Genomic DNA, 24,561 nt, shown 5'->3' with positions numbered 1-24,561 from the left:
GCATCGCCTCGTTTGCCCGGTTCCAAGTCACATTGCATCAATTTTGGGCGCCGGAACAGCGCCTCGGGTCGGGTATTCCGGCCCGGCCTCGCGATCCCGCGCGCGGCCTGGCTGCAATGCAGCACAGGCCGTGCCAAAGCCGGGTCAGCTCTTGCCGATGTTCCAGAACACGGTCGCGGGGGCCCGGAAAACGCCGGTCACGTTCCGCGCCCAGGCCGATGGCTGCCAGTAGAAGCCGAGCGGGATGTAATACATCGACTGCATCGCCTCCCGGTTCAGCGCCTCGGCGATGCGCTTGCTCTCGGCCGGGTCGCCGCCCTTCTCCACCCATTCGGCGCGCAGACGCTCGACTTCCGGCACGTCCGGCCAGCCGAACCAGGCATTGGGCCCATTGGCCCGCAGGAACAGGTTGAACACCGGCAGCGACAGCGACTGGCCGGAGGAGGTGGTGTGGAAGATCGACCACCCGCCACGCTCGACAGGCTCCTTACTCGCGCGGCGCTGAATCACCGTACCCCAGTCGGCCGAGACGAATTCCAGGTTCATCCCCAGGCGCCGGATCACGTCGGCGGTGACGAGCGACAGCGTGTTGATCTGCGGATAGTCGCCCGGCGCGATCAGCACCACCTTCTCACCGTTGTAGCCGGCCGCGGCGAGTGCCTGCTTGGCGCGCTCGATGTTGTGGGTCTTGAGGGCGTCGCTGCCCACTTCGTTGGCGAGCGCCGTGCCGCAGGTGAAGACGCCCTCGCAGACGCCCCAGCCGGCGGGATCGTCACCGGCGACTGCGCGCAGATAGTCGCGCTGGTCGACCGCCATGGCCACGGCGCGGCGGATCGCCGGATTGTTGAAAGGCGGCTGCAGCGTATTGAACCGGCACACGCCATAGGTGCCGTCGAGCAGACGCTGTTCCACCACCACGCCACGCGAACGGCGCAGCATCGGCAACAGGTCGTGCAGCGGGTACTCCCAGTAATCCTGCTCGCCCTGTGCCATGGCGTTGCCGCTGGTGGCGGGGTCGGTGATGATCGTCCACTCGATGCGGTCGATCTTCGGCACCCGGCCGCCGGCCAGGCCATCGACGGCTTCCTGCCGCGGCACGTAGCGCTCGTTCTTCGCCCAGACGGCACGCTGGCCGGGGTTCCACTCGTCGCGGACGAACTTGAACGGGCCGGACCCGACGGTGTCGCGGATCTGCTGGAAGGCATCGGTCTGCGCGATGCGCTCGGGCATGATGAAGCAGGGGAACTGCGTCTGGCCCAGCGCCATCAGGATCAGCGGCGTCGGCTTGTGCAGGCGGAAGCGGAACTTGCGATCGTCCATCGCCTCGACCGCCGCGACATTCGGCCACAGCACCTGCATGAAGGGATCGCGTTTGCGCCAGCGGTCGATGGAGGCGACGCAATCCTTCGCCAGCACCTTCTCGCCGTCATGGAAGAACAGCCCGTCCCGCAGCGTGAAGATCCAGGTGAGGCCATCCTGCGACACATCCCAGCCTTCGGCCATCTGCGGCTTGATCTCGCCCGCGGCATCCTGCGCACAGAGCTGGTCGTAGATCATGAAGGCGTTGTTGCGGGTGACGACGGCCGTGGTCCAGACCGGATCGAGGCTCGTCAGGTTCGCCTGCGGGATGACGCGCAGCGTGCGCGCCACCGATCCCTGCGACAGCGCCGGCGCAGCAAAGCCAGCCGCGGCGGCGCCAGCGGCGCCGCCCAGAAAAGTCCTACGCTCCATGTGACATGCTCTCCTTACGACCGCCGGATGTTCCAGAAGATGGCGAGACCCGGCACACGCCCGGTCAGGTTCTTCTTGATCGCCGTCATCGACAGGTAGGCGCCGACCGGAACATAGGGCACTTCATCCATGGCGACGGTTTGCATCTCGCGTGCCAGACGCTGTTCGGTCGCAAGGTCTGGCGCGTCGAACCAGGCATCGCGCAATTCCTCGAGCTTCGGCACGGTCGGCCAACCGAACCACGCATTCGCCCCGTTGCCGCGCATCGGGAAATGCGCCGCGGGGTCGGAGAAATCGACCGAGGAGAAGGACGTGAACAGCATCGACCAGCCATTGCGGGCCACCGGCTCGCGCGAGGCGCGGCGCGTCACCGTCGTGCCCCAGTCCGACAGCGCGATATCGGCATTGAAGCCGAGCCGCCGCACCAGATCCGCACCGACCTGAGTCATCGCAGACGGCGCGAGGATGTCGGTCGGCCCGATCAGGCGCATGAGCTGGTTGGTATAGCCCGCCTCGCGCATCAGGGCCTTGGCGCGATCGATGCTGCGCGGACCGGTCAGGGCCTCCATCCCCGCATCGTTGGCGAGCGGCGTGCCCGGCGTGAACAGCCCGACGCCCGTGCGGTAGATCGAGGCATCGGTCCCGACCACCGCCTGCATGAAGTCCTCCTGACTGATCGCCGGAAGGATGGCCTGGCGCATCTTCTTGTCGTTGAAGGGCGCGTGCAGGTGGTTGAAGCGCATGATGCCGGTCAGCGGCAGCGGGTCGATCGCCTCGATCGAGATGCCGCGGTTGCGCTTCAGCAGCATCTGGATCTCGGGCGGGGGCTGCTCGTACCAGTCGATCTCGCCGGTCTGCAGCGCCGCCGCGGCGGTGGAGGCATCGGTGATGATGTTCCACTCGACGCGGTCGAAATGGACGATCTTGGGGCCCGCGGTCAGGCTTGGCGTGCCGTTGGGCGTGGGCACGTAGTCGGCGAACTTCTCATAGACGACGAGGCTGCCGGAGTTGAACTCGTCGGCCTTGAACTTGAAGGGGCCGGACCCGATCGCCTCGCGCACCTGCTGGAAGGGATCGGTCTCGGCGAGGCGCTGCGGCATGATGAAGGCCGGGCTGTTCGACACCTGCCCCAGCGCCTTGAACAGCAGCGGAAACGGCCTCTTCAGCGTGAAGCGCAGGCGGCGATCATCGACCACCGTGAGCGTCTCGACCACCGTGCCGAGCTTCTGTCCGAAGGGGTTGCGCTTCATCCAGCGATTGATCGAAGGCACCGCGTCCTGCGCGCGCACCGGTTCGCCGTCGTGGAACTTCAGCCCCTGGCGCAGCGTGATGGTGACGGTCTTGCCGTCATTCTCCACCACATGGCCCTCGGCCATCTGCGGCTGCGGCGCGAAGTTCGCGTCGAGGCCATAGAGGCTGTCGTAGATCATGTGCCCGTGGTTGCGGGTGATGTTCGCGGTCGTCCAGATCGGGTCCAGGCTCGTCAGATTCGCCTGGGGCACCATCTTCAGGACGCGATTCTGCGGGGCCTGGGCAGTCGCAAAACGCGGAAAGGCCGAGGCGGCCCCCGCGGCAGCGGTGGCCCTCAGCAGGTCACGGCGGTTCATGTCTAGTCTCCCGAGCCTCTTGATATGTGGCGCATCAGAACAGCCGGTGCGCCGATCGGCAAGCCATGGATCAGGCCTTGTGAATGTTCCAGAACAGCGGCAGCCCGCGAAGCATGCCGGAGATGCCGCGTCGATAGGCAGTAGCCTGAAAATACTGCCCAAGAGGTAGGTAGGGCGCCTCGCGCAGCGCCTCGGCCTGGATCTCGCGCGCCAGTTTCTTCTGCGCATCGAGGTCGGGTGCATCGAACCACTGACCGCGCAGTTCCTCGAGGCGCGGCAGGGTCGGCCAGCCGAACCAGGCGCGATCGCCGGTGCCGCGCAGCGCCTGGTTGACGCCAGGCGTCATGATGTCGATGCCGCTCCAGGTGGTGAAGAACATGCTCCAGCCGCCTTCGGCGGGCGGGGTGCGTCGTGCGCGGCGCTGGACGATCTCGTTCCATGGCGCCGCGACGGTCTCGACCTCCATGCCGACGCGGCGGAGCATCTCGGCCCCCGTCTCGGCCAGCGCGGCAAGCGTCGGGAAATCGGTGGCCGCGAGCAGCACCACCTTCTCCCCGGCATAGCCTGCCTCGGTGATCTCGCGCTTCACCTTGTCGTAGTCACGCGCGCCGTCCAGCACGCCCATGCCCTCGTCACTCGCGAAGGGCGTGCCGGGCGGGAAGATGCCGACATCGTCGCGCCACAGGCTGCGGTCGGCGCCGATCACCGCGGTCATGTACGCGGCCTGGTCCACCGCGCCCAGCAGGGCCCGCCGGATGGCGGGGTTGTTGAAGGGAGGATGCAGGGCATTGAAGCGCGCGATGCCGATCAACCCGGTGGGGTCGAGAATTTCCATCACCACGTTGCGGTTGCGCCGCAGGCTCGTCTGCAGCGCGACGGTCGGATTTTCCCACCAGTCGACATCGCCGGCTTCCAGCGATTCGGCCGCCGCCTGCGCGTCGGGCTTGATGTGCCACTCGACGCGGTCGAATTCCGCGCGCTTGGGTCCCGCCGTCCAGGTCGGCACGCCTTCGGGCCGAGGAAGGTAATCCGCGAACCGCTCATAGGCGACGCGCCGACCCGGGATTCGCTCGTCCGGCAGGAAGCGAAACGGTCCGCTGCCGATGATCTCGCTTACCGCCCGCGTCGGCTCGGTCTCGGCCAGGCGCTCGGGCATGATGAAGCAAACTGGTGCCGAAGGCTTGCCCAGCGCGTGGAACAGCAACGGAAAGGGCCTGGACAGCCGCAGCACGATGGTCCGGTCGTCGGCGGCCGACATCTCCTCGATGCGCGGCAGCAATTGCTGACCGATCGGATCGCGCGCCGCCCAACGACGGATCGAGGCGATGCAGTCCTGCGCGCGGACCGGCTCGCCATCGTGGAACTTCAGTCCCTCACGCAGACGGATCGAAACCCGCTTGCCATCGGTGTCGACATTGTGGCCCTCGGCCATCTGGGGCTCGGGCTCGAAATCCTGGTTGAAGCCGTAGAGCGTGTCCCACACCGCAAAGCCATGGTTGCGCGAGACATTGGCCGTGGTGACGATCGGATCGAGTGCAGCAAGATCCGCCTGCGGCACGAAGCGCAGCAGCTTCGAGGCATTCGCCGTCCCCTGCCCCAGCGCGGCCCTCCCCGGCAGACCGCCGAGTGCGCCGGTGGCAATGCCGGCGAGAAGGTGGCGTCGCTGCATGCGATCCTCCGGGCCATCGCGATCCGATGCCGCCTGCGCGAACGGCGACCGCTCCGGCAATCAGGGTAAGCGAGCCTCATCCCCTGCCCGGCTGGTTCCAGCCGGAAGGAATCTGCTCTGGCGCGGCCGGTGTTCTGGCCACATCGCCCGGTGCCGCGCAAGGGGCTGCCTCGCGCGGCGGCCCGCCGGTCAGCCCCGGCGGACGTTCCAGAACAGTGGCGGCTGGCCCTTCAGGATGCCCTCGAGCTTCCGGTGCGCTGTCGGCTGGTAGTACATGCCGGTCGGGACGTAGGGCACTTCGTCGAAGGCGATGCGCTGCATCTCGGTCGTCGCGGCCTTGGCTGCGGCTTCGTCGGGGGCATCGAACCAAGCGTTGCGCTGGGCCTCGAGGGCCGGAATGGTCGGCCAGCCGGGCCAGGCATTCGCGCCATTGCCGCGGATCGAGGCATGGCTCGCCGGGTTCCAGTGGTCGACGCCCGACCAAAAGGTAAAGAAGCCCGACCAGCCACCCTGTTCCAGCGGGTTCTTGCTCGCACGCCGCGCGACCACCGTGCCCCAGTCGGCCGCGACCATCTCCACGTTGAAGCCCATGCGGGTGAACAGGTCCGCGCCCACCTGCGCCGAGGCATTGATCGAGGCGAGGTCGGTCGCATTCAGCAGGACGAGCTTCGAGCCCATCGCACCGGCGGCCTGCAACTCGGCCCGCGCGGCGTCGATCGACTTCTTCAGCCGATCGAGCCCGACGGTGGAGGCAGACGGCGATTCCGGCGCGAAGTAGCCGATATTCTCCCGCCGCAGCGTCTGGTAGCCGGGGACGGTCGCTTCACCGATCACCGCGGTCATGAAGTCCATCTGATTGACCGCGGTGACGACCGCGCGGCGCACCGCGGGGTTGTCGAAGGGCTTGGTCAGGTGGTTCGGGCGGAAGATGCCGATCAGCCCCGTCGCGTTGATGACATCGACGGTGATGTTCCGGTTGCGCGCGACCAGCGGGAACAGGTCGGCGGTCGGCTGCTCCCACCAGTCGATCTCGCCCGATTGCAGGGCGGCCGCGGCGGTCGAGGCATCGGGGATGATCTTCCACTCGACGCGGTCGAAATGGACGATCTTCGGGCCGGCCGTCATGGACGGCGTGCCGTTCGGCACCGGCACATAGTCGGGATTCTTGACGTAGACGACGCTCGACCCCGGAACCCACTCATTCTGCACGAAGCGGTAGGGGCCGGATCCCACCGCCTCGGCGAGGTTGGTGAAGGGATCAACGTTCGCCAGCCGCTCCGGCATGATGAACAGGCAGGAGGTCGTGACCTTCGAGAAAGCCTCGATCATCTTGGCGAAGGGCTTGTTGAGCTTGATCGAGAAGACGCGGTCGCTCTCCTCGGTCATGTCGGCGACGCGGGCCATCAGCTCCTGCCCGAAGGCGTCACGGCGGCCCCACCGCTTGATCGAGGCGATGCAGTCCCGCCCGCGCACCGGGGAGCCATCATGGAACTTCAGTCCCTCGCGCAGGGTGAAGCGCCACAGCAGGCCGTCATTCTCCACGACATGGCCCTGGGCCATCTGCGGCACCGGCTCGAACTTGTCGTTCATGCCGTACAGCTGATCATAGACCAGGAAGGCATGGTCGCGGGCGATGAAGGCCGTGTTGGTGAAGGGGTCGATGTTCGGCAGGTTGGCGTGCGGCACGTAGCGCAGCGTGCGCGCGGCGGCCGGCTGCGCGATGGCGAAACGCGGCAGGGCCATGGCAGCGGCGGCGCCGGCCAGCAGGTCGCGTCGGAACATTCGGGACGTTCTCCGTTTGGTGAAGCTGACCGCAGCCTAACGCCCCGTCCATGCGCAATCCAGATACCGATCGGTAAGGGCCCGTTTGAGAATGCCGGCACCGGCCCGCACCCCCACCCGGCTACCCAACGGCAGTACCCTGGATAGATGGCCGGTTGGGGTGCGGGCCGGTGCCGGCATCGAGAATGCGCCGCATGGCGCATTCTCAAAGGGTCTCCAAGGGCGGCTGGGCAAGCCGCCCCGGGCGCCCTAAACCGCGCCGCATGGTGGACATCCCCCTCATCGGTCCGGTGCTCAGGCACCTGCTGGGCGCCGAACGCGCGGCCCTGGCGCAGGAATTTCTGCGCTTCGGCGTGGTCGGCACCATCGGTTTCCTGGTCGATTCCGGGGTGCTCTACGGTGCCATCGCGCTGGGTGCGGGGCTCTATCTCGGGCGCGCCATCTCCTATGTCGCCGCGGCGACGGCGACCTGGGCGCTGAACCGGGCCTGGACCTTCCGTGGAAAAGGCTCGGGGCCGGTACATCGACAATGGGCGCTGTTCGTGGTGGTGAACCTGATTGGCTTCGCGCTGAACTACGGTACCTACGCGGTGCTGGTCGCGACGGTCGCCACGGTCGCGGCGCATCCGATCCTGGGTGTCGCGGCCGGGTCGATCGCTGGCATGTTCACCAACTTCATCCTGTCGCGCCGGCTGGTCTTCCGGGGCTGACGGCGGATCGCAGCCCCCCCGAGGGGCCGGTCGGACCATACCGCCTCCTGCTGACGCTGAACCAGATCAGGCGGACCGCCGAAGCAGATTGCATGGCGGGCCTGGAAGCCCGCCCTCATCATGGCCAGACTGGGGCGCTGTCCAGCCCCGCGGTTTCCGGCAGGCCGCAGATCAGATTCGCATTCTGCACCGCCTGTCCGGCGGCTCCCTTGCCGAGATTGTCGACCACGCCCATCGCAATCACCAGGTTGCGCTCCGGATCGGCCGCATAGCTGACGAAGGCGAGGTTCGACCCGGTCGCCCATCTGGTCTGCGGCGGCCTGTCGGTCACCCGCACGAAGGCCCGCCCGGCATAGAAGCGCCGCGCCGCGTCCAGGCAGTGTTCCGTGGTCGCCCGGCCGCGGCAGTAGATCGTGGCCAGCACGCCGCGGGTCATCGGCACCAGATGCGGCGTGAACACCAGCCCATCCGCGCTGCCGCCGCTCAGCCGCTGGATGGTCGTGGCCATCTCGGGCATGTGGACATGTCTGAGCAGGCCGTAGGGCACCAGGTTCTCGTTGCTCTCGGCATAGCCGAACCGGCTGTCGCCGCCGCCCCGGCCGGCGCCGGAAATGCCGGTCTTGGCATCGATCACGATGTTGCCCGGCTCGACCAGCCCATTGGCCAGCAGCGGCGCCAGCGCGGTCAGCACCGCCGCGGGGAAGCAGCCGGGATTGGCAATGCGGCTCTGCCCCGCGATCCGGTCGGGCCAGACATCGGCCAGGCCGTAGGCCCAGCCTTCGACGTAGCGGTGGTCGCCGCCGATATCGACGATCTTCGTGCCCGCGGGGACGCGCGCCAGCGCCTCGGCCGAGGCGCCCGTGGGCAGTGAGGCGAATAGCAGGTCGAGCTTCGGCAGGGTGGCAGGGTCCCACTTCTCGATCACGAGGTCGGCCAGCCTGGCCGGCACGCCAGGGAAGCGGTCCGCCAGACGGCTGCCGGCGCTGCCCTCGCCCGCGGCGTAGACGAGCTCGAACGACGGATGGCTCGCGACGAGGCGCATCGCCTCGCCGCCGCCGAAACCGCTGATGCCGACAATGCCGACGCGGATGGTCATGATGGTTGTCCTTCTGGGGTTCGGGCAAAAGAAAACCCCCGGAGCCGGGGGCTGCGGGGGTTCAGGAAGGCGGGTCGAGGCCGCTCCGGCGCGTGGGACCTACAGTGAGGCTGACACCACGCGAAAGGACGCTGATCGACGCGCAGCCCGAAGAGCCGCCGCTGGGGTGCAGCGGCGTCGGTCACCAAGGCTCCGGTTCCTGAGCATCTCCTTCGACACTGTCGCTACCCACAGGGATCGTCAAGCGGAATGCCTGCCGGGCACCCATCCCGGAAGTTTCCGGCTGATAGGTTCACGAGCAGAACCTCGCGGCGCCCGGGCGGTGGATAACGCGGGATCGTCCCGACCAGCGGCAGAATCCTACGCGGTGCCGCCGTCACCCCCCTGCCCGCATCATCCCCAGAAGTGCCACGAAGAATGCCCCGAACGCCATCTGCAGGCCCAGCACCATGGATGTCACCGAGGCGATCGCCATGCGCATCGCGCCCATCCCTTCCAGCGGCCCGAAGCGCTGCGCCCCCCAGAGCGCCACCGCCGCCACGCCGAGCCCCAGCCCCGCCAGCACCAGCAGCCCGGCGACGATCAGCGCAGGCTCCAACCCGAAGCGCGCCAGCAGGGCGGTCAGCCGCTTCTCCTCCGGCACCACGCCTTGCTGGGCGCCATAGAGCTGCGCGAAGGCCCAGAACTGCACCGCCTGGAACCCCATGATCACCGCCCCCGCCCCATAGAGCAGCGTATGCACGTCGAAGGTCACCGACCCGACATGCAGCGGCCCCGGCAGCAGCAGCGCCGTGGCGACCAGCCCCGCCAGGAACAGCGCCCCGCCCGGATAGAGGAACAGCCAGCGCGGGCAGAACACCAGCAGGAAGCGCAGATGCCGCCAGCCGTCGCGCCAGGACCGCAGATGCGGCGGCCGCGAACGTCCGTCCGGGGACAGCGTCGTCGGCACCTCGGTGATGCGCAGCCCCTGCACCGTCGCCTTCACCACCATCTCCGAGGCGAATTCCATCCCCGGCGCGCGCAGGTCGAGCGCGCGGATCGCGTCGCGGTCGAAGCCGCGCAGCCCGCAATGGAAGTCGCGCACCGGGGCGCCGAAGAAGACCCGCCCAATGGTCGAGAGCACCGGATTGCCGAGGTAGCGGTGCAGCGCCGGCATCGCCCCCGGCCTGATCCCGCCCCGGAAGCGGTTGCCCATAACCAGCGCATACCCGTCCCGCAGCTTGGCGACGAAGGCATCGAGATCGGTGAAATCGTAGGAATCGTCGCTGTCGCCCATGATGACGAAGCGCCCGCGCGCCGCAGCGATGCCGGCGATCAGCGCGGCACCGTAGCCACGCGCCGGCACCGCGACCACTCGCGCGCCGAGCCCCTCGGCGATCGCCTGGCTGCCGTCGGTACTGCCGTTGTCGGCCACCAGAACTTCCCCGGCGATACCGCTGCGCGCCAGGTAACCCATGGCCTTGCGCACGCAGGTGCCAAGCGTCTCCGCCTCGTTCAGGCAGGGCATCAGGATGGTGAGTTCGAGGCCCGGCGGCGCGCCGCCCGCGTCATTGTCCCGCGTCTCCACCCGATCCATCGGTGACCAGTCCCCTTTTCGAACCCATCGAGAAACGGTTCCGCGTTACACTCCGGCAATAGCGCCGTGATAGCGTCACGAAATGGCGCTATCCCGCAACCGAACTTCATGGCTTGTCATCTTCTACCCGGCCCGGCCGGTTGGAATGCATGGAAATGTCCCTGGCCGGGATTTGCATTCCTTGGAGTATCGCGGCATCCCGATCGGGCATCTGCCGCACGGTAGGGGTGCGCCCATGGCAGCAGGAACGAAGGCACGAACCTATGGCGGTTGATCCCAGGGTCCTCCTTGGCGAGGGCAAGCCTGCCGACACGCCGCTCGCGCGCGCCGTCCGGGCCTGTCGGTCGCAATTCATGGCCGTCGGCGTCTTCTCGGGCGTCGTCAACGGGCTGCAGCTCACCGTCTCGCTCTACATGATGCAGGTCTTCGACCGCGTGCTCGCCACGCGGAACCTGAACACCCTGCTCTACCTGACACTGATCGCCATCGCCGCCGTCGGCCTGCTCGCGCTGCTCGAGGCCGCCCGCTCGCGCATCATGCAGCGCGTCGGCGCCTGGGTGGAGGAGACGGTCGCACCCGAAGGCTTCGCCCGCGCCGTCGAAAGCCAGCTCCGCGGCCGGCCCTACCGGATGGAGGCGCTGCGCGACCTCGCCACCTGCCGCGGCTTCATCGCCTCCCCCGGCGCGCTGTCGCTCTATGACGTCCCCTGGGTGCCAGTCTATCTGGCGGTCATCTTCCTGCTGCATCCGCTGCTCGGCGTCGTCGCGCTGGTCGGCGCGGCGCTGCTGCTGGGCCTGACCATCTTCAACGAATTCGCCACCTCGAAGCTGCTGCGGGAGGCCAATACGGCCGCCATGGGCAGCCAGCGCCGCGCGGAATCCATCGTCCGCAACGCCGAGGTGATCGACAGCATGGGCATGCTGCCCGCCGTCATGGCGCGCTGGCGCATGGGCGTGGTCGAGATGACCGGCCCGATGAACCGCGCCATGGACCGCGCCTCGCCGCTGCTCGCCTTCACCAAGTTCTGCCGGCTCGCGGTCCAGATCGCGATCCTCGGCATCGGCGCCTATCTCGTGCTCGGGCAGGAACTGACCTCGGGTGCCTCGATTGCCGCCTCCATCATCATGGGCCGGGCGCTGGCACCGGTCGAACAGATGATCGGCGGCTGGAAGCAGCTTGTGCAGGCTCGCCAGTCCTGGAAGCGGCTGCAGGCCTTCCTCACCCTGCCGCGCCTGCGCCCGCCCGGCATGCCCCTGCCCGATCCCATCGGCAAGCTGTCGGTCGAGCGCGTCACCTACGGGTTCCCCGGCACCAATGTCGCAGTGGTCAAGGCGGTCGCCTTCTCCCTCGAACCGGGTGAGAGCCTCGCGGTCATCGGCCCCTCGGCCGCCGGCAAAACCACACTGATCCGGCTGCTGACCGGCACGCTGGCGCCGACCACGGGCGCGGTGCGGCTGGACGGAGCCGACGTCCACACCTGGCAACGCGAGGATTTCGGCCGCCATGTCGGCTACCTCCCGCAGGATGTCGAACTCTTCGACGGCACGGTCTTCGATAACATCGCCCGCATGGCCGAAGCCCCGCCCGAGGCGGTCTATGAGGCAGCGAAGCTTGCCGGCGCGCACGACATGATCCTGCGCCTGCCCAAGGGCTATGAAACCGACATCGGCGAAGGCGGCCAGCACCTGTCGGGCGGCCAGCGCCAGCAGATCGGCCTGGCCCGCGCCATGTTCGGCAACCCGAAATTCATCGTGCTCGACGAGCCCAACTCCAACCTCGACGGCGATTCCGAGGCCGCGCTGCTGCGCGCGTTGCAGGACCTACGCCGCCGACAGGTGACGGTCGTGCTCGTTTCCCACCGCCCGGTGCTGGTGCAGGGCGTGGAGAAGGTGCTGCTGATGCGCGAGGGCGCCGTGGAGATGTTCGGCCCACGCGCCGAGGTGCTGAAGAAGATCATGAAGCCCGCCCAGCCCACGCCCATTCCCGCGCCCGCCGCGAAGATCGAACGCAGCGAGGCCCAGGCATGAGCGCGCCCGCCCCAGTCCCCGCGACCCCGCCACCCGCCGCGAACCAGGATCTGGTCCGGCAACCCGAGGAGCGCCTGCCCTCCCTGCGGCTGGCCCCGCCCAAGGCGCCCGACCTGCCGAAGCACCCGCGTACGCGCAGCACGACGCTGTTCGGTTTCGCGGTCATCGCTGTCTTCTTCGGCAGCTTCGCGGCCTGGTCCACCTTCGCCCCGCTCTCCGAGGCCGCGATCGCCCCCGGCATGATCAAGGTGGAAGGCACCCGCCGCACCATCCAGCACCTCGAAGGCGGCATCGTGCGCGAGATCATGGTGCGCGACGGCGACCGCGTTCGCGCCGGCCAGGTGCTGATGCGGCTGGACGACATCCGCGCCGGATCGGACCTCGAGACGCTGCGCAGCCAGCGATGGTCGCTGATGGCCCAGGATGCGCGCCTCGCCGCCGAGCTGGATGACGCGCGGGCCATCACCTTCCCCGAGGATCTGCGCAACGCGCATGAGCCCCGCGCCGAGGACGCCATGGCCGGCCAGTCCGCCGTCTTCGAGGCACGGCGCGCCTCGCTCCAGGGCCAGGTGGCGGTGCAGGAGGCCCGGATCGGCCAGCAGGAGGCAACCATCGCCGGCGCCAGCGGCCAGCTCCGCTCCCAGCGCTCGCAGCTCGAACTGATCCGCCAGGAAGAGCAGATGACGCGCGTTCTGGTGCAGCAGGGGTTGCAGCGCCTGCCGACGCTGCTCGCCCTGCAGCGCACCGCCGCGGCGCTGGAAGGCCAGGGCGAGGATCTGCAAGGCCAGCTCGAACGTGCCAACCAGGCGATCGAGGAAGCCCGCAGCACCATCGCGAGCATCGTCGGCCAGCGCCATCAGGAGGTCGCGACCGAACGGCGCGACGTCCGCACCCGCCTCGCCGAGGTCGAGGAGCGCCTGCGCGCCGCCCAGGACGTCGCGGTCCGCCGCGACATCGTGGCACCCGAGGACGGCACGGTGCTGAACCTGCGCATCTTCACCGTCGGTGCGGTGGTGCGTCCCGGCGATCCGGTGCTCGACCTCGTGCCCTCACACGACCGGCTGATCGCCGAGGTCAACGTCCAGCCCAATGACATCGACGTCGTGCATGTCGGATTGCAGGCCGAGGTGCGCCTGCCCGCCTTCAAGCAGCGCTTGGTCCCGTATCTTCACGGACACGTCACCTTCGTGGCACAGGACGTGACATTGGATGACCGTACCCGCCAGTCCTACTATCGGGCACACATCCTGATCGATCAGGAACAGCTCGCTAGGTTGCAGGGGGTCCAGCTGGTCCCCGGCATGCCGGTCGAGGCGATGATCCAGATCGGCGAACGCTCTTTCCTGCGTTACATCACGCAGCCCGTCCGCGACAGCTTCACCCGCGCATTCCGCGAGCAATAGGAAAAATCCTCACATGGCCGAGAACCGCCCCACCGTCTTCGCCGACGGCGTCATCGAAGCGCAGGTCGCGCACGGGGTCGCGCGCATCACGCTGGCGACGACCGGACCGGACGGCAAGGCGCAGCCCTGCGCGTTGCTCTGCGTGCCGGTGACCCAGCTTCCGTCGATGGTGAACGGCATGGGCAATCTGCTGAAGCAGATCGAGGATCGCGTCCGCGCGCAGGTCGCGCAGCAGCCGGGCACGGCCGCGGCGCCGGCCGCCGACGGCGTGGCACCCGGGGCGTTCCGGTTCCAGAGCTGAGGCGCGAAGGATTTCGCTTCCGCACGCAAGCCAAAGGTCCGGCCGGCGAACACCGCTGACGGATTGGAAAGGCAGGGCCTCTCCAATCACCCGACAGACCGTTCAGGGGATCAGGCGCCGCGCTGCGGGGCGCGTCTCCAGGCAGGGCTCGCATACTGGCGGCCCCAGTTCCTGACCAGCGGAACCGAAAGGGGCTTTGCCCCCTTTCGGGCTCACCCCAGCAAAGGCCGAAGAGCCTTTGCAAACCTCAACCTCGTATCGTGCGCCACTGTCAGAATGATGCCGAGGCGCACCTATAGCTTCGGGGGGATGTCACCTCTCGTGCCGGGCGCCAGAAGATTGCGTTCCAGGTACGCCAGGTACTTGGCGGGACAGTTTCGAGGGCCGCCCCTCCTATTCCGCCCTCATCGACCATCCCCAACGGCCGCCGGTCTCAATACCCGCGCCCCAATCCGTCCGTGATCGCCCCGGGCGCGCCGTTCTGCCACCACGGCCCTGCCCCGGCCCAGCCGGCATCGAGATCCAGCCGCCGCACTTCGCGGACCAGCGCCGCCATGGCCTGTTCGGCCGCCGGCAGGGGTCCGACCTCGCCGAGACGATCGAGCGTCACGTCCCCGCCCGGTTCGAAGGTCGGGGGCGGCAGCGCCGCGGCGGCACCGGCGCGGTCATTCGCGTGCAGCCGCTGCGACACGGTGCCGAGCGCCTGGATGACATTCGCCGCCGGCGCCTGCTGCGCGGCGCCGATCGCAGCGCGGTTCTCGTCGCGTGCCGTGCGCATGGCATAGCCGAGGGTCGGCGACAGGTTCGGCCAGGCGCGACGGTTGTCGACCTCCAGGGTGATGGCCTCGAAGCGCGCCAGGGCGAGCGCCGCCTCGGCAGGATGGCCAGCCAGGGCAGCGCCCTGGTTGGCGAAGGCGGCCGCCGTCGCCTCAACCGCGTCACGCAGCGGCGAGCCGCGGGTGGACCCGCTGGTCAGCACCGCCGGCGGAAGTTGCTGCGGGGTGCGCAATTCCGCGCAGGCCCCCACGGCGAGCGGCAGGACCAAAATGAGGGCACGACGATTCATTCCCAGTTATTCCCGACGGAGTTCTGGCGTTGAATGGCCCACATCTCCCGTTGCGCCAAGCTCGCCGCCCAGGCGGTCCGGGGCAGCGGCGGCAGGGCGGAAAGCCTCCGCAGCGCAGCCTCTCCGCCCGGGGTGAACAGGGGCGGCCGCAGCGCCGCCGCCGCGGCCGCCGGATTCTCCCCGCCATAGGCGTAGCGGACGGCCGTGAAGGCATCGATCACCGCCTGGGGTTCCGCCGACTGGTCGATGCCGAGGGCAGCGCGCCATTCAGGCCGCGCCTGCACGAAGGCGCCGGGCGAGAAGGTCATGCCGATCCAGCGCGGGCCGTAGGTCAGTTCGATGGTCAGGAACTCGGCCTGAGAGATGGCCTCCGCCGCCTCCCAGGGCCGGTCCGCCAGACTCGCCGGTGCGGCGAAGGCGTAGGCGGTGTGGATGATCGCCTGCCGCGCCGGGTCGGCGAAGCCGATCGACGGATCGTAGGGCATCCGCGCAATCGGGACCGGCGTGGTCGAGCATCCCGCCAGCAGGGCCGGCAGGGCAAGCAGCGCAGTGCGGCGGGACAGCGGCATGGGCAGGCGCGTTCAGCCGCCCAGGGAACGGCGATGACGGCCGGACAATTCCACGTAGTGCGGCGCAGTGGTGTCGAAACGTGCGCGCTGTTCGTCGGTCATCACCCTCACCAGCTTGGCCGGATTGCCCATCCACATCTCGTTGCGGCCGATGCGCTTGCCCGGCGGCAGCACGGAACCGGCGGCCAGCATGCCGCCTTCCTCGATCACTGCCTCGTCCAGCACGGTCGCTCCCATGCCGACGAAGGCACGGTTCATCAGGGTGCAGGCGTGGATGATGGCGGCATGGCCGACGGTGACGTCGTCGCCGATCGTCGTGCATTGCCGCCCGGCATTCACGTGAACGATGGTGCCGTCCTGGATGTTGGTGCCGCGGCCGATGGTGATGGTGTTGGTGTCGCCGCGCAGGACGCAGTGATACCAGACATTGGACCCCTCCCCGATCGTCACCTGGCCGATCACGGCCGCGGTCGGTGCAACCCAGGCGGCGGCGTGGACGATCGGCCGATGGCCCTCGAACACATAAAGTGGCGGCAGCGTGGTGGTCTGGTTCGTGTCCATGGGGGTTCCTCCGGTTCGGTCGGGCACAGGATGCGCCGCCGGCCCGCCGAGCGGAAGGCCGAGCGCAGCCGGCACCGATCTTGCTCGCCCGCCGAAGCAGCCGGATCGGGCGCGCGCCATGGTTCAACCGCACCCGCCGGACGGGAGAGCAGACTGCATGAATTTCCTACGTCCCTGCGCCGCCCTGCTGGCGCTCACCGCCGCCTGGGCCGCGCCGGCCTTCGCACAACAGGCGCCGACCTCCCTGCGCGTGGCCGGCCATTTCAGCGCCAACACCCATCACATCGCCGCGGAGCGGCCCTTCTACGAGGGGCTGCCGGGCGTGCTCGGCCTGCCGACCCTGCAGGTCTCCTACGCGCCGATGGACCAGGTTGGCGTGCAGGCGGCCGATGCGCTGCGGCTGCTCCGCTCGGGTGCCTTCGACATGATGTCGGTGACCATCGGCAATGTCGCGCGCGACGAGCCCTTCTTCGACGGGCTCGACCTGATCGGGGTCAGCACGACCCTCGACGAGCTCCGCAGCGCGGTGAATGCCGGGCGCGAATCCTTCGACCAGCGGCTGCAATCGCGCTTCGGGGCGAAGGTGATGACGCTGTGGCCCTTCGGCCCACAGATGTTCTTCTGTAACCACCCGGTCAATTCCATGGCCGATCTGCGCGGGCTGAAGATCCGGTCCTACACGCCGTCCATGTCGGCCCTGATCCAGGCGCTGGGCGGCACGCCCGTCTCGCTGCAGTTCAGCGAGGTCTATCCGGCGCTGCAGCGCGGCGTCGCGACCTGCGGCATCACCTCGCCGACCTCGGCGCATGTCGCCAACTGGGCGGAAGTGACGACGCATATCCTGCCGCTATCACTCGCCGGCGGGGTGCAGGGGCACTTCATGTCGCTCGCCACCTGGCGGCGCTTCACCCCGGCCCAGCAGGCCGCCCTGACCGCGGCCTTCCAGGGTCTGGAGGACCAGTTCTGGGAGCTCGCGCGAGTGAACAACCAGGTCGCGCTCGACTGCATGTCGGGCAAGCCGGAATGCAACGCGACACCGCGGGGGACGATGACCATCGCGACAGTCTCGCCGGCCGACCAGGCGCGACTGCGGGAGATCGTCTCGCAGTCGATCCTCCCGACCTTCCGTGACGCCTGCAATCGCGTGTGGAACCAGTGCACGACCACCTGGAACCAGACGGTCGGCACAGCGCGGGGCTATACGATCCCCTGATGCAAGCGGCCCGCCGACAGCAATGCCGGCGGGCCAACTGCCTACACAATAGGCAATTCAATCAATCGAACGCCAGGCGCGGTAACCAAAGCGCGATGTCCGGCAGGTACATCAGCAGCACCGTCAGCAGGAACATCATCGCCAGGAAGGGCAGCGATCCGGTGATGACCTCGACCACGCTGCCGCGCCCGCGCACCCCCTGCACGACATAGAGGTTCATCCCGACCGGCGGGGTGATCAGCGCCATCTCGCACATGATGACCAGGAAGATGCCGAAGAAGACCGGATCGATGCCGAGCGCGGTGACGATCGGGAAGATGATCGGAATGGTGCCGACCATCATCGAGAGCGTCTCCAGGAAGCATCCGAGGATCAGGTAGAAGACCAGCAGGATCCACAGGATGGCGATGGGCGAGGCGTTGAGTGCGGTGACAAAGCGCGCCAGCGCCTGCGGCACGCCGAGGATGCCGAGCACGAAGTTCAGGTAGAAGGCCGCCGCGACGATCAGGATGATCATCGCCGTGATGCTGACCGTCGACACGAAGCATTCGTGCAGCATGCGGATCGAGAAACGGCCATAGAGCGTCGAGAGCAGGAAGGCCGCCACTACCCCGACCGCCGCCGATTCCGTGGGCGTCGCCCAGCCGGCATAGATGCTGCCCATCACCACGACGAAAATGCCGATCGGCGGCAGCAGGCCGGCCAGCAAGCGGATGCGCTCGCTGATCGGCAGGCGCGGTTCCGGCTTGCCGGCCAGGGCCGGCCGCCACAGGCAGGCGACCAGCACCACGGCCATGAAGAGCAACGTCAGCAGGAGCCCCGGCACCACGCCCGCGGCATAGAGCCGCCCGACCGAGGTGTTGGTCATCGCCCCGTAGATGATCATGTTCACCGAGGGCGGGATCAGGATGCCGAGCGTCGCCCCGGCCGCGATCGACCCCAGCACCAGGCGCTCGTCATAGGCGCGCTGGCGAAAGGTGGGCAGCGCCACCGTGCCGATCGTCGCGGCGGTGGCGACCGAGGACCCCGAGACGGCGGCGAACATCGCGCTCGCCCCGATATTCGAATGCAGCAGACCGCCTGGGAAGACGCCCAGCCAGGCCGCCATCGCCTTGTACATGCGGTCCGTCGCCCCGCCGCGCACCAGCAGCTCGCCGAGCAGCACGAAGAGAGGCACGGCAAGCAGCACGAAGCTCTCCGTCGCGCCCCAGACCTGCGTGCCGACCGCGGCCACAATGGGCGGACCGAGATAGGCCGCTGCCCCGATCACCCCGAGCAGCAGGATCGTCGTCGCCACATGCAGCCCCAGGGCGAGCAGGGCCAGCATGAGGATGAAGCCCATCCCGGCATCGGCAAGGCCGAACCCGCTCATGGCCGCGCCTCGGTCGCCTGGGTGGCTTCGAGGCTTTCCTCGATCTCCTCCTCGATGGTCGGCGGCCCGTAGAGCCGGTTGAGCCGTGCCGGATCGCGCAGCATCAGCACCGCCTGGATGGCGAGCGCCACCGCGATCCCCGCGAAAAGGCCGAGCCCGACCACCCAGAGCCCCTGCGGTATCCACAGCGGGATCTGCAGCGGGGAATTGGAGACGGCCATGAACTCGATGCTCTCATCCAGCACCGACCAGCCACGCTCCAACAGGAAGACGGCCACCCCCGCGATGACGATCGCGGCGAGCAGGTTCAGCAACGCCGCGGGAATGCGCGGCAGGCGCTGGACGATGAGCTCGATGCGCGTGTGCCGGCCCGCGAGCAGCGTCTGCGCGAAGCCGAAGGCCGACGTGACGGCCAGGGTGTAGCCGCCGATCTCGTCCGTGCCCTGGAGGGTAAGGCCGAAGCGCGCCCGTCCGATGATGTCGAGCACGACAAGGAAGCAATAGCCGAGCAACCACCACCCGCACAGGATCGACGCGAAGCGCACCACCTGCCCCGCGTAGCGCGTGACGGGGTCGAGATCCCCGCCGCCACTGTCATGCATTCCCTGCCCCCTGGCCTGAATCGTGAGGCGCGCTAGCTCGCAAGAAGGGTGCCATAGGGGGCCACCTCGCCGGTCTCGCCAGGGAAGGCCCGAGGCGCTACGCCGTGGAGCATGGACCCCCTTCCCCGCTTCCTCGTCGATGCCGATGCCTGCCCCGTGCGCGAGGAGGTGGTGCGCGTCGCCGGACGCCTCGGCCTGCCGGTCGTCCTGGTGACGAACGGCTCACGCCCCATCCGTCCGCCGGCGGTTCCCTTCGTCCGTCTGGTCGTGGTGTCCGAGGGCGCGGACAAGGCCGATGACTGGATCGCCGAGGAGGCGCGACCCGTCGATGTCTGCCTGACGGCGGATATTCCGCTCGCGTCGCGCTGCCTCGAGAAGGGTGCCTTCGCGCTGTCCTTCAAGGGCAAGCCCTGGACGAGCGACAATATCGGCAGCGCCCTGGCGGGACGGGAATTGTCGCGCCATCTGCGGGAGGTCGGTGCGATCGCCGGTGGTCCGGCGCCGATGACGGCAGCGGACCGATCGCGCTTCCTCAGCGCACTCGACACCATGGCGCAGGCGGCGCTGCGGAAGGCCCGCGATGGCGCCGCCTGACAGTCCTCGGCCTTTCGGCTGACCTTGATATCAGGGTCCAAGTTTTGCGCGCGGCCGCCCCACCAACATCGCGCACCATAGCGTTCGCCTTGCCGATGACCGGGTCATGAGCAAGGCTCGGCGGCATGACGCGCGGTCAGCGCGGCGCCTCGGCGACCTGGCGGTCTTCGAGGCAGGCGGTCTGCGTCAGCCAGGGCCAGGGGTTCACCGGGCGGCCATGGATGCGCAGTTCGACATGCAGGTGGGCCCCCGTGGTGCGGCCCGTCCGACCCACCGCGCCGATAGCGCCATTGGGGCCGACCTGCGCGCCCACCGCCACGCCCGGCGCGATGCGCGACAGATGCGCATAGCGGGCGACCGTGCCGTCGGCGTGCTCGACATCCACGATCAGGCCATAGGCAAAGTAGCGCCCGGCATAGACCACCCGGCCCGGCCGCGCCGCCTGGATCGGGGCGCCATAGGGGGCGCGGATGTCGACGCCGGGGTGAAAGCCGCGCCCGCGGTATCCGAAGCCCGAGGAATACTCGCCGGCAACCGGCAGAAGGGTGTCGCAGGCCCCGGCAAAGGCTGCCGAGGGCGTGATGGCAAGGACCGCGCTGCAGGCGGCTCCCAATCCGGCGGCGAAAGCGATGCTGCGGGTCAGGCGCGTCTGAGGGCGCGTCTTGCGCATGCGGGGGATTCTCCCTGGTCGTGAAGCTGGACCAGCATAGGCCGTGCCAGGGATCACATCGTCAATGCGGCGGGCCTTGAAATCGGGGTAACTTGCGCTACCGGAATGTCCCGGTTCCGCGACGGGCTTCAGTATCCCTGGCGTTGGCGCCAGTCCCAGGGCGGTTCGAAGCGACCGGCCCAGATGCCGCGGCCATGGGCGCGGGCCTCATCCTCCTGCGGAACGTAGTCCACCGAGTAGCGGCGATAGGCCATGGCCCAGCCGGCAGCGACCATGGCGGCGGCAATGTCCTGGCCTTCGGCATTCACGCAGCGCACGACGCGGCGGTGGTAGCGGTCAGTGCCGATCGCCTCGCAGGTCAGGGCGCCGGAGCCGAGGATGCGGTTCAGCGCGGCGCGGGCCTGTTCGCCGCAATGGTAGCCGCCCCCCTGGCGTTCGCAGAGCTGGCCCATTTCGGGGGCGTCGATGCCATTGAGGCGGAGCCGCTCACCGCCATAGGCCAGCGTGTCGCCATCGACCACAGCCGCGCGCAGGGCGAAGGGGTCGGTCGGCGCCGCCACCTGAGCTGGGGCCGGCGCGCTGCCGCCATAGATCACCCGCGGCATCGCCGGCGGGCCGGACCGGGCTGCCGGCGGGGACGGGTCCGGCGCGGGCATGACGATGCGCCCCTGCCCTTCGGGCGGCACGGCCCCGCGGTCGCGCATCACGACCACGGCCAAGATGACCAGCAGGGACGGCACGAGCGCGCCCGGCAACAGCATGGCCAAGCGCCGGCGCCAGCGGCCACGCCGCGGCAGCGCGCGCCCGGCCCGCTCGGCAGCGCGTAGCGCGTCACGCAGGTCGGGCGGCAACCGGCGTCGGAACATCGCGGGTCAGGCTGTCGGCCATCCCCGCTTCTGCCGGCGCTGCCGATTCGGCGTCAATCGGCCGCGATGTGGTTCTCCCGCACCACGGCGCTCCACTTCGCCACCTCCCGCGTCAGGAAGGTCTGGAGGCCCTGCGGGTCGGACATGATGAGGCGCGCCTGCTGCGTCTCCTCCATCGTGCGCCGCACCTGCGGGTCCTGGAGCGAGTCCTTCAGGGCCGCATTCATGCGCATCACCGCGTCCTGCGGCGTGCCGTGCGGGGCGAAGACACCCCACCAGGCCTCGGCCTCGAGGCCCTGGAAGCCGGCCTCGGCCACCGTAGGCAGGGCCGACAGGGCGGGCAGGCGCTCTGCGCCGAACTGCGCGAAGATGCGCAGCGTGCCGCCGCGCACATGCGGATTCACCACCGCCGCCGAGCCGATCATCATGTCGGTGTGCCCGGCCACCGTGTCGTTCACCGCGAGCCCGCCGGACCGGTAGGGCAGATGCGTCATGCGCGTGCCGGTCCTGTTCTGCAGCAGCACCATGGTCAGGTGGCCGATCGTGCCATTGCCGGTGGAAGCGAAGGACACGCCGTCGGGCGTCCGCTTCGCGGCATCGACCACATCAGTGATGCTGCGGAAGGGCTTGTCCGGCTTGCAGGCGAGCACATAGGGCGCGCCGCCGATCAGCATGACGGGATCGAGGTCCTTCGCCGGATCGAAGGGAAGCTGCGGGCCGAGAAGGGCGGCAAGCGTGGCGTGGCTGTCGAAGGTCAGCAGCCAGGTCTGTCCGTCGGGACGCGCCTTGGCGACGACATCGGTGCCGATGGACCCGGCCGCGCCGCCGCGATTGTCCACCACCACCGGCACGCCGAGGCGTTGGGTCAGCCCCGGCGAGACGAGGCGCGCCACGGCGTCGGTGGACCCACCCGGCGCGAAGGGGACGACGATGCGGATGGCATTGGTTTGCGCCCGCAGGGCGGGTGCAGCGAGCGTCGCAACGGCGGCGCCAAGCGCCAGGCGACGGCTGATCTGTGTCATTTCCAGGACCTCCCGAGATGATCTGTTGGCCCATTGATGGACCGCAAGGACGGGTGCGGCAAGCACCCGCCGACATCCCGGGAAGGTCCGTCAGCAGTAGTGACGCTGCGGCGCTTCCGGCGCGCCAATGATCTCGGCGATGTCGCGCACCGCCTCGTCGAAATCAGCGATCTTCGGCATGACGGAAGCGGCGGTGGCCGGCAGGTGCCGGGCCAGGCGCGCTTCCAGCCTGCCGGCTGCGGCGCGCAGCATGGGGCTCTCCACCTGCAGCAGGGCGATGGCCGCGCGCGCCTCCTCGGTCGCATAGGAGGCGTCCGGCGCGGTCCTGCGCGCGGCAACGGGGGCATCGAGCTCGCGATAGGCGGGAAGACCCAGCTCGCGGCAGAGATGGTGCAGACTGACCGGGCCGGACGCGGCCTCGTAGAGCGGGCGCAGCCAGAGATGGCGCAGCACGGTACCCAGGCTCGCATCCCCGAACAGGTTGAGGATCGGGCTTTCGCGATCCTCCCACTCGGCGCCGCCGGTGGCTTCCTCGGGCGGCAGGGCGACGGGAAAGCCGGCGTCCCAGTAGCGGTCGCAGAGCCCCGTCAGCAGGTCGATCCCGGCGGCGAAGCCAGCGACGCCGTGCAGGCGGGACAAGGCCTCGGCGAGCCAGCAGGCGACGTCGAAATCGCGGCTGCGCGCGAAGCAGGCGAGCGAGGCCTCGACCACCGTGTTCCAATGCGTGGGCACGGCGGAGCGGATCCAGGGGTCCGTCGAATGATCGTTCTCGCGCTCGGCGCTGCGCGCATCGTTGCGGGCCGTGCGCAGGCGCTGGTACGGCGACGTCCAGTCGGCATCGTCGCGGAGATCGCAGCCGGCGCCGCCCCGGGTCCCCGGAATGGGGCGCAGCAATTCCCTGGCGTCGACAATCAGCCTGTGCATCGCCCGACCCTCCTGCCGCAGCGGGCCGGCCGATGGCCCGCGCGTGATCTCCTAGGGCCTGCTTCGCAGCGGGGCGATGAAGGGTTTCGCAGTGTCAGTTCGGCACCCAGTCCGGCACGGGCATGGCGCGGTATGCATCGCGCAGGCTGTTCGACCAGCCTTCGCGGACGGAGCGGAAATAGGGTTCGTCCTCGGTGATGCGCTTGCGCAGTGTCGCGCAGCAGCCGCCCTCCCGATAGACGAGCAGGTCAAGCGGCATCCCGACAGTGAGGTTGGAGCGCAACGTGGAATCCATGCTGATGAGGGCGAGCTTCACGCCGTCGATCAGCGTCGTCTCCGGCGTCACCACCCGGTCGAGGATGGGCTTGCCGTATTTGTGCTCGCCGATCTGGAGAAAGGGGGTGTCGCTGGTGGCCTCGATGAAATTACCGGCGGCATAGATCATGAACAGGCGCATCCCCTGCCCCATGATCTGGCCGCCGAGCAGCAGGGCGACATCGAAGCCAAAGCCCTGCGCATGGAGCGAGGGGCCATCGGCCTCGAAGACCGCTCGTACCGCGGCGCCGACGAGCTGAGCAGCACGGAACATGCTGGGCACGTCGCGCAGCGTGTGGCGTTCGCCGTCGAGCCAGATGCCTTCCTGCAACCGCGACCAGACCTGCTGGCTGATGGCGAGATTGCCGGAGGAGAGCATGGCGATCATGCGTTCGCCGTGGACTTCCTCGACATGCATCTTCGAGAAGGTCGAGATGTGGTCGACGCCCGCATTGGTGCGGGTGTCGGACAGCAGGACGAGCCCCTGGTTGAGATAGAGCCCGACGCAATAGGTCATGATGCGTGCCTCCGCTGGTCGGGAAAGACGGCGATAGGGGGCGGCGCGTCAAGCCTTCAGCGCGCGAATGCAGGCGCCGGCGATCGAGGTACGCAACGGCCTTCCCGATGACACGGCTGTTTCGGCTGATTGAGAGGGGCTTTGCCCCTCTCAAGCTCTCCCCAGCAAAGGCCGAAGGGCCTTTGAAAACCCCAACCTGGCGCCGTGCGCCAGTACCGGAATGGTGCCGAAACCCACCCTTGCGCATGACGGGCGTTTGGAGGAGGCAGCACGCGCGCTGCGCCCAACACCGGAAGACTGCGCTCCAAGTGCTCCAGGCACCAGGCGCACCCAATGACGTTGCCCTGCCACATCACCGGGAACCCGGC

General features: G+C 68.7%; 22 protein-coding genes. 6 read left to right on the top strand and 16 right to left on the bottom strand.

Annotated features, from left to right (window positions below):
• Positions 1 to 144 precede the first annotated feature (144 nt).
• From KPL78_RS05870 to KPL78_RS05855, 4 genes are all read right to left on the bottom strand, one after another.
• A complete protein-coding gene (locus KPL78_RS05870) occupies positions 145 to 1,731 on the bottom strand; it encodes an ABC transporter substrate-binding protein (RefSeq protein ID WP_219761993.1) in 1,587 nt (528 codons plus the stop codon).
• Between the two features lie 14 nt (positions 1,732 to 1,745).
• Positions 1,746 to 3,338: an ABC transporter substrate-binding protein gene (locus KPL78_RS05865; protein WP_219761992.1), complete on the bottom strand. Its 1,593-nt coding sequence runs from the start codon at positions 3,336 to 3,338 to the stop codon at positions 1,746 to 1,748.
• 70 nt (positions 3,339 to 3,408) lie between these two features.
• Entirely contained in the window at positions 3,409 to 5,007 is a 1,599-nt protein-coding gene (locus KPL78_RS05860; RefSeq protein ID WP_219761991.1) for an ABC transporter substrate-binding protein, read from the bottom strand.
• Between the two features lie 189 nt (positions 5,008 to 5,196).
• On the bottom strand, positions 5,197 to 6,789 hold the full coding sequence (locus KPL78_RS05855; RefSeq protein WP_219761990.1) for an ABC transporter substrate-binding protein: 1,593 nt from the start codon (positions 6,787 to 6,789) through the stop codon (positions 5,197 to 5,199).
• Between the two features lie 263 nt (positions 6,790 to 7,052).
• Here KPL78_RS05855 and KPL78_RS05850 point away from each other — a divergent pair, with 263 nt between their 5' ends.
• Positions 7,053 to 7,499, top strand: a complete 447-nt coding sequence (locus tag KPL78_RS05850; protein ID WP_219761989.1) for a GtrA family protein — start codon at positions 7,053 to 7,055, stop codon at positions 7,497 to 7,499.
• 118 nt (positions 7,500 to 7,617) lie between these two features.
• Here the strand turns inward: KPL78_RS05850 and argC are convergent, their stop codons facing one another.
• Both argC and KPL78_RS05840 read right to left on the bottom strand, forming a co-directional pair.
• Positions 7,618 to 8,595, bottom strand: a complete 978-nt coding sequence (argC, locus tag KPL78_RS05845; RefSeq protein ID WP_219761988.1) for an N-acetyl-gamma-glutamyl-phosphate reductase — start codon at positions 8,593 to 8,595, stop codon at positions 7,618 to 7,620.
• Between the two features lie 376 nt (positions 8,596 to 8,971).
• Entirely contained in the window at positions 8,972 to 10,171 is a 1,200-nt protein-coding gene (locus KPL78_RS05840) for a glycosyltransferase family 2 protein (protein ID WP_219761987.1), read from the bottom strand.
• A gap of 263 nt (positions 10,172 to 10,434) precedes the next feature.
• Here KPL78_RS05840 and KPL78_RS05835 point away from each other — a divergent pair, with 263 nt between their 5' ends.
• From KPL78_RS05835 to KPL78_RS05825, 3 genes are read left to right on the top strand one after another with little or no spacing between them, the layout of a single operon-like run.
• A complete protein-coding gene (locus tag KPL78_RS05835) occupies positions 10,435 to 12,198 on the top strand; it encodes a type I secretion system permease/ATPase (protein ID WP_219761986.1) in 1,764 nt (587 codons plus the stop codon).
• Positions 12,195 to 13,601, top strand: coding sequence for an HlyD family type I secretion periplasmic adaptor subunit (locus KPL78_RS05830; protein WP_219761985.1), 1,407 nt, complete (start codon positions 12,195 to 12,197; stop codon positions 13,599 to 13,601). Before KPL78_RS05835 ends, KPL78_RS05830 begins: the two co-directional genes overlap by 4 nt.
• 13 nt (positions 13,602 to 13,614) lie before the next feature.
• Positions 13,615 to 13,902 (top strand): hypothetical protein, encoded by a 288-nt coding sequence (locus tag KPL78_RS05825; RefSeq protein ID WP_219761984.1) that lies wholly within the window; start codon positions 13,615 to 13,617, stop codon positions 13,900 to 13,902.
• A gap of 433 nt (positions 13,903 to 14,335) precedes the next feature.
• On the opposite strand, the gene KPL78_RS05820 is transcribed toward KPL78_RS05825, so the two are convergent.
• The 3 genes from KPL78_RS05820 to KPL78_RS05810 are packed head-to-tail and all read right to left on the bottom strand — an operon-like array spanning position 14,336 to position 16,098.
• On the bottom strand, positions 14,336 to 14,968 hold the full coding sequence (locus KPL78_RS05820) for a hypothetical protein (protein ID WP_219761983.1): 633 nt from the start codon (positions 14,966 to 14,968) through the stop codon (positions 14,336 to 14,338).
• The gene (locus KPL78_RS05815; protein ID WP_219761982.1) at positions 14,965 to 15,537 is read right to left on the bottom strand and encodes a hypothetical protein; all 573 of its coding nucleotides are present in this window, start codon (positions 15,535 to 15,537) and stop codon (positions 14,965 to 14,967) included. Before KPL78_RS05815 ends, KPL78_RS05820 begins: the two co-directional genes overlap by 4 nt.
• A gap of 12 nt (positions 15,538 to 15,549) precedes the next feature.
• Positions 15,550 to 16,098 (bottom strand): gamma carbonic anhydrase family protein, encoded by a 549-nt coding sequence (locus KPL78_RS05810; protein ID WP_219761981.1) that lies wholly within the window; start codon positions 16,096 to 16,098, stop codon positions 15,550 to 15,552.
• 157 nt (positions 16,099 to 16,255) lie between these two features.
• On the opposite strand from KPL78_RS05810, the gene KPL78_RS05805 reads away from it, so the two are divergent.
• Complete coding sequence (locus KPL78_RS05805) at positions 16,256 to 17,311, top strand: TRAP transporter substrate-binding protein (protein WP_219761980.1); 1,056 nt, start codon at positions 16,256 to 16,258, stop codon at positions 17,309 to 17,311.
• Positions 17,312 to 17,372: 61 nt separating this feature from the next.
• On the opposite strand, the gene KPL78_RS05800 is transcribed toward KPL78_RS05805, so the two are convergent.
• Positions 17,373 to 18,683 carry a TRAP transporter large permease gene (locus tag KPL78_RS05800; protein ID WP_219761979.1) on the bottom strand — a complete coding sequence of 437 codons (1,311 nt, stop codon included), beginning with the start codon at positions 18,681 to 18,683 and terminating at the stop codon, positions 17,373 to 17,375.
• Complete coding sequence (locus KPL78_RS05795; protein WP_219761978.1) at positions 18,680 to 19,285, bottom strand: TRAP transporter small permease subunit; 606 nt, start codon at positions 19,283 to 19,285, stop codon at positions 18,680 to 18,682. Before KPL78_RS05795 ends, KPL78_RS05800 begins: the two co-directional genes overlap by 4 nt.
• A gap of 111 nt (positions 19,286 to 19,396) precedes the next feature.
• On the opposite strand from KPL78_RS05795, the gene KPL78_RS05790 reads away from it, so the two are divergent.
• Entirely contained in the window at positions 19,397 to 19,879 is a 483-nt protein-coding gene (locus KPL78_RS05790; protein ID WP_219761977.1) for a YaiI/YqxD family protein, read from the top strand.
• Between the two features lie 136 nt (positions 19,880 to 20,015).
• Here the strand turns inward: KPL78_RS05790 and KPL78_RS05785 are convergent, their stop codons facing one another.
• The 5 genes from KPL78_RS05785 to KPL78_RS05765 all read right to left on the bottom strand — a co-directional run bounded on the left by KPL78_RS05785 (position 20,016) and on the right by KPL78_RS05765 (position 24,193).
• Entirely contained in the window at positions 20,016 to 20,549 is a 534-nt protein-coding gene (locus KPL78_RS05785) for a M23 family metallopeptidase (protein ID WP_219761976.1), read from the bottom strand.
• A 128-nt stretch (positions 20,550 to 20,677) separates the two neighbouring features.
• Entirely contained in the window at positions 20,678 to 21,415 is a 738-nt protein-coding gene (locus KPL78_RS05780; protein WP_219761975.1) for a thermonuclease family protein, read from the bottom strand.
• Between the two features lie 53 nt (positions 21,416 to 21,468).
• The gene (locus KPL78_RS05775) at positions 21,469 to 22,437 is read right to left on the bottom strand and encodes a tripartite tricarboxylate transporter substrate binding protein (RefSeq protein ID WP_219761974.1); all 969 of its coding nucleotides are present in this window, start codon (positions 22,435 to 22,437) and stop codon (positions 21,469 to 21,471) included.
• Between the two features lie 90 nt (positions 22,438 to 22,527).
• The gene (locus KPL78_RS05770; RefSeq protein ID WP_219761973.1) at positions 22,528 to 23,361 is read right to left on the bottom strand and encodes a type VI secretion system protein TssA; all 834 of its coding nucleotides are present in this window, start codon (positions 23,359 to 23,361) and stop codon (positions 22,528 to 22,530) included.
• Between the two features lie 94 nt (positions 23,362 to 23,455).
• On the bottom strand, positions 23,456 to 24,193 hold the full coding sequence (locus tag KPL78_RS05765) for a proteasome-type protease (RefSeq protein WP_219761972.1): 738 nt from the start codon (positions 24,191 to 24,193) through the stop codon (positions 23,456 to 23,458).
• Positions 24,194 to 24,561 lie beyond the last annotated feature (368 nt).

The sequence above is a fragment of the Roseomonas alba genome (assembly GCF_019430885.1).
In the GTDB taxonomy this organism is placed as follows: Bacteria; Pseudomonadota; Alphaproteobacteria; order Acetobacterales; family Acetobacteraceae; genus Neoroseomonas; species Neoroseomonas alba.
Note: the sequence above shows the minus strand (reverse complement) of the source record. Positions and strands in the feature narration are given on the sequence as shown.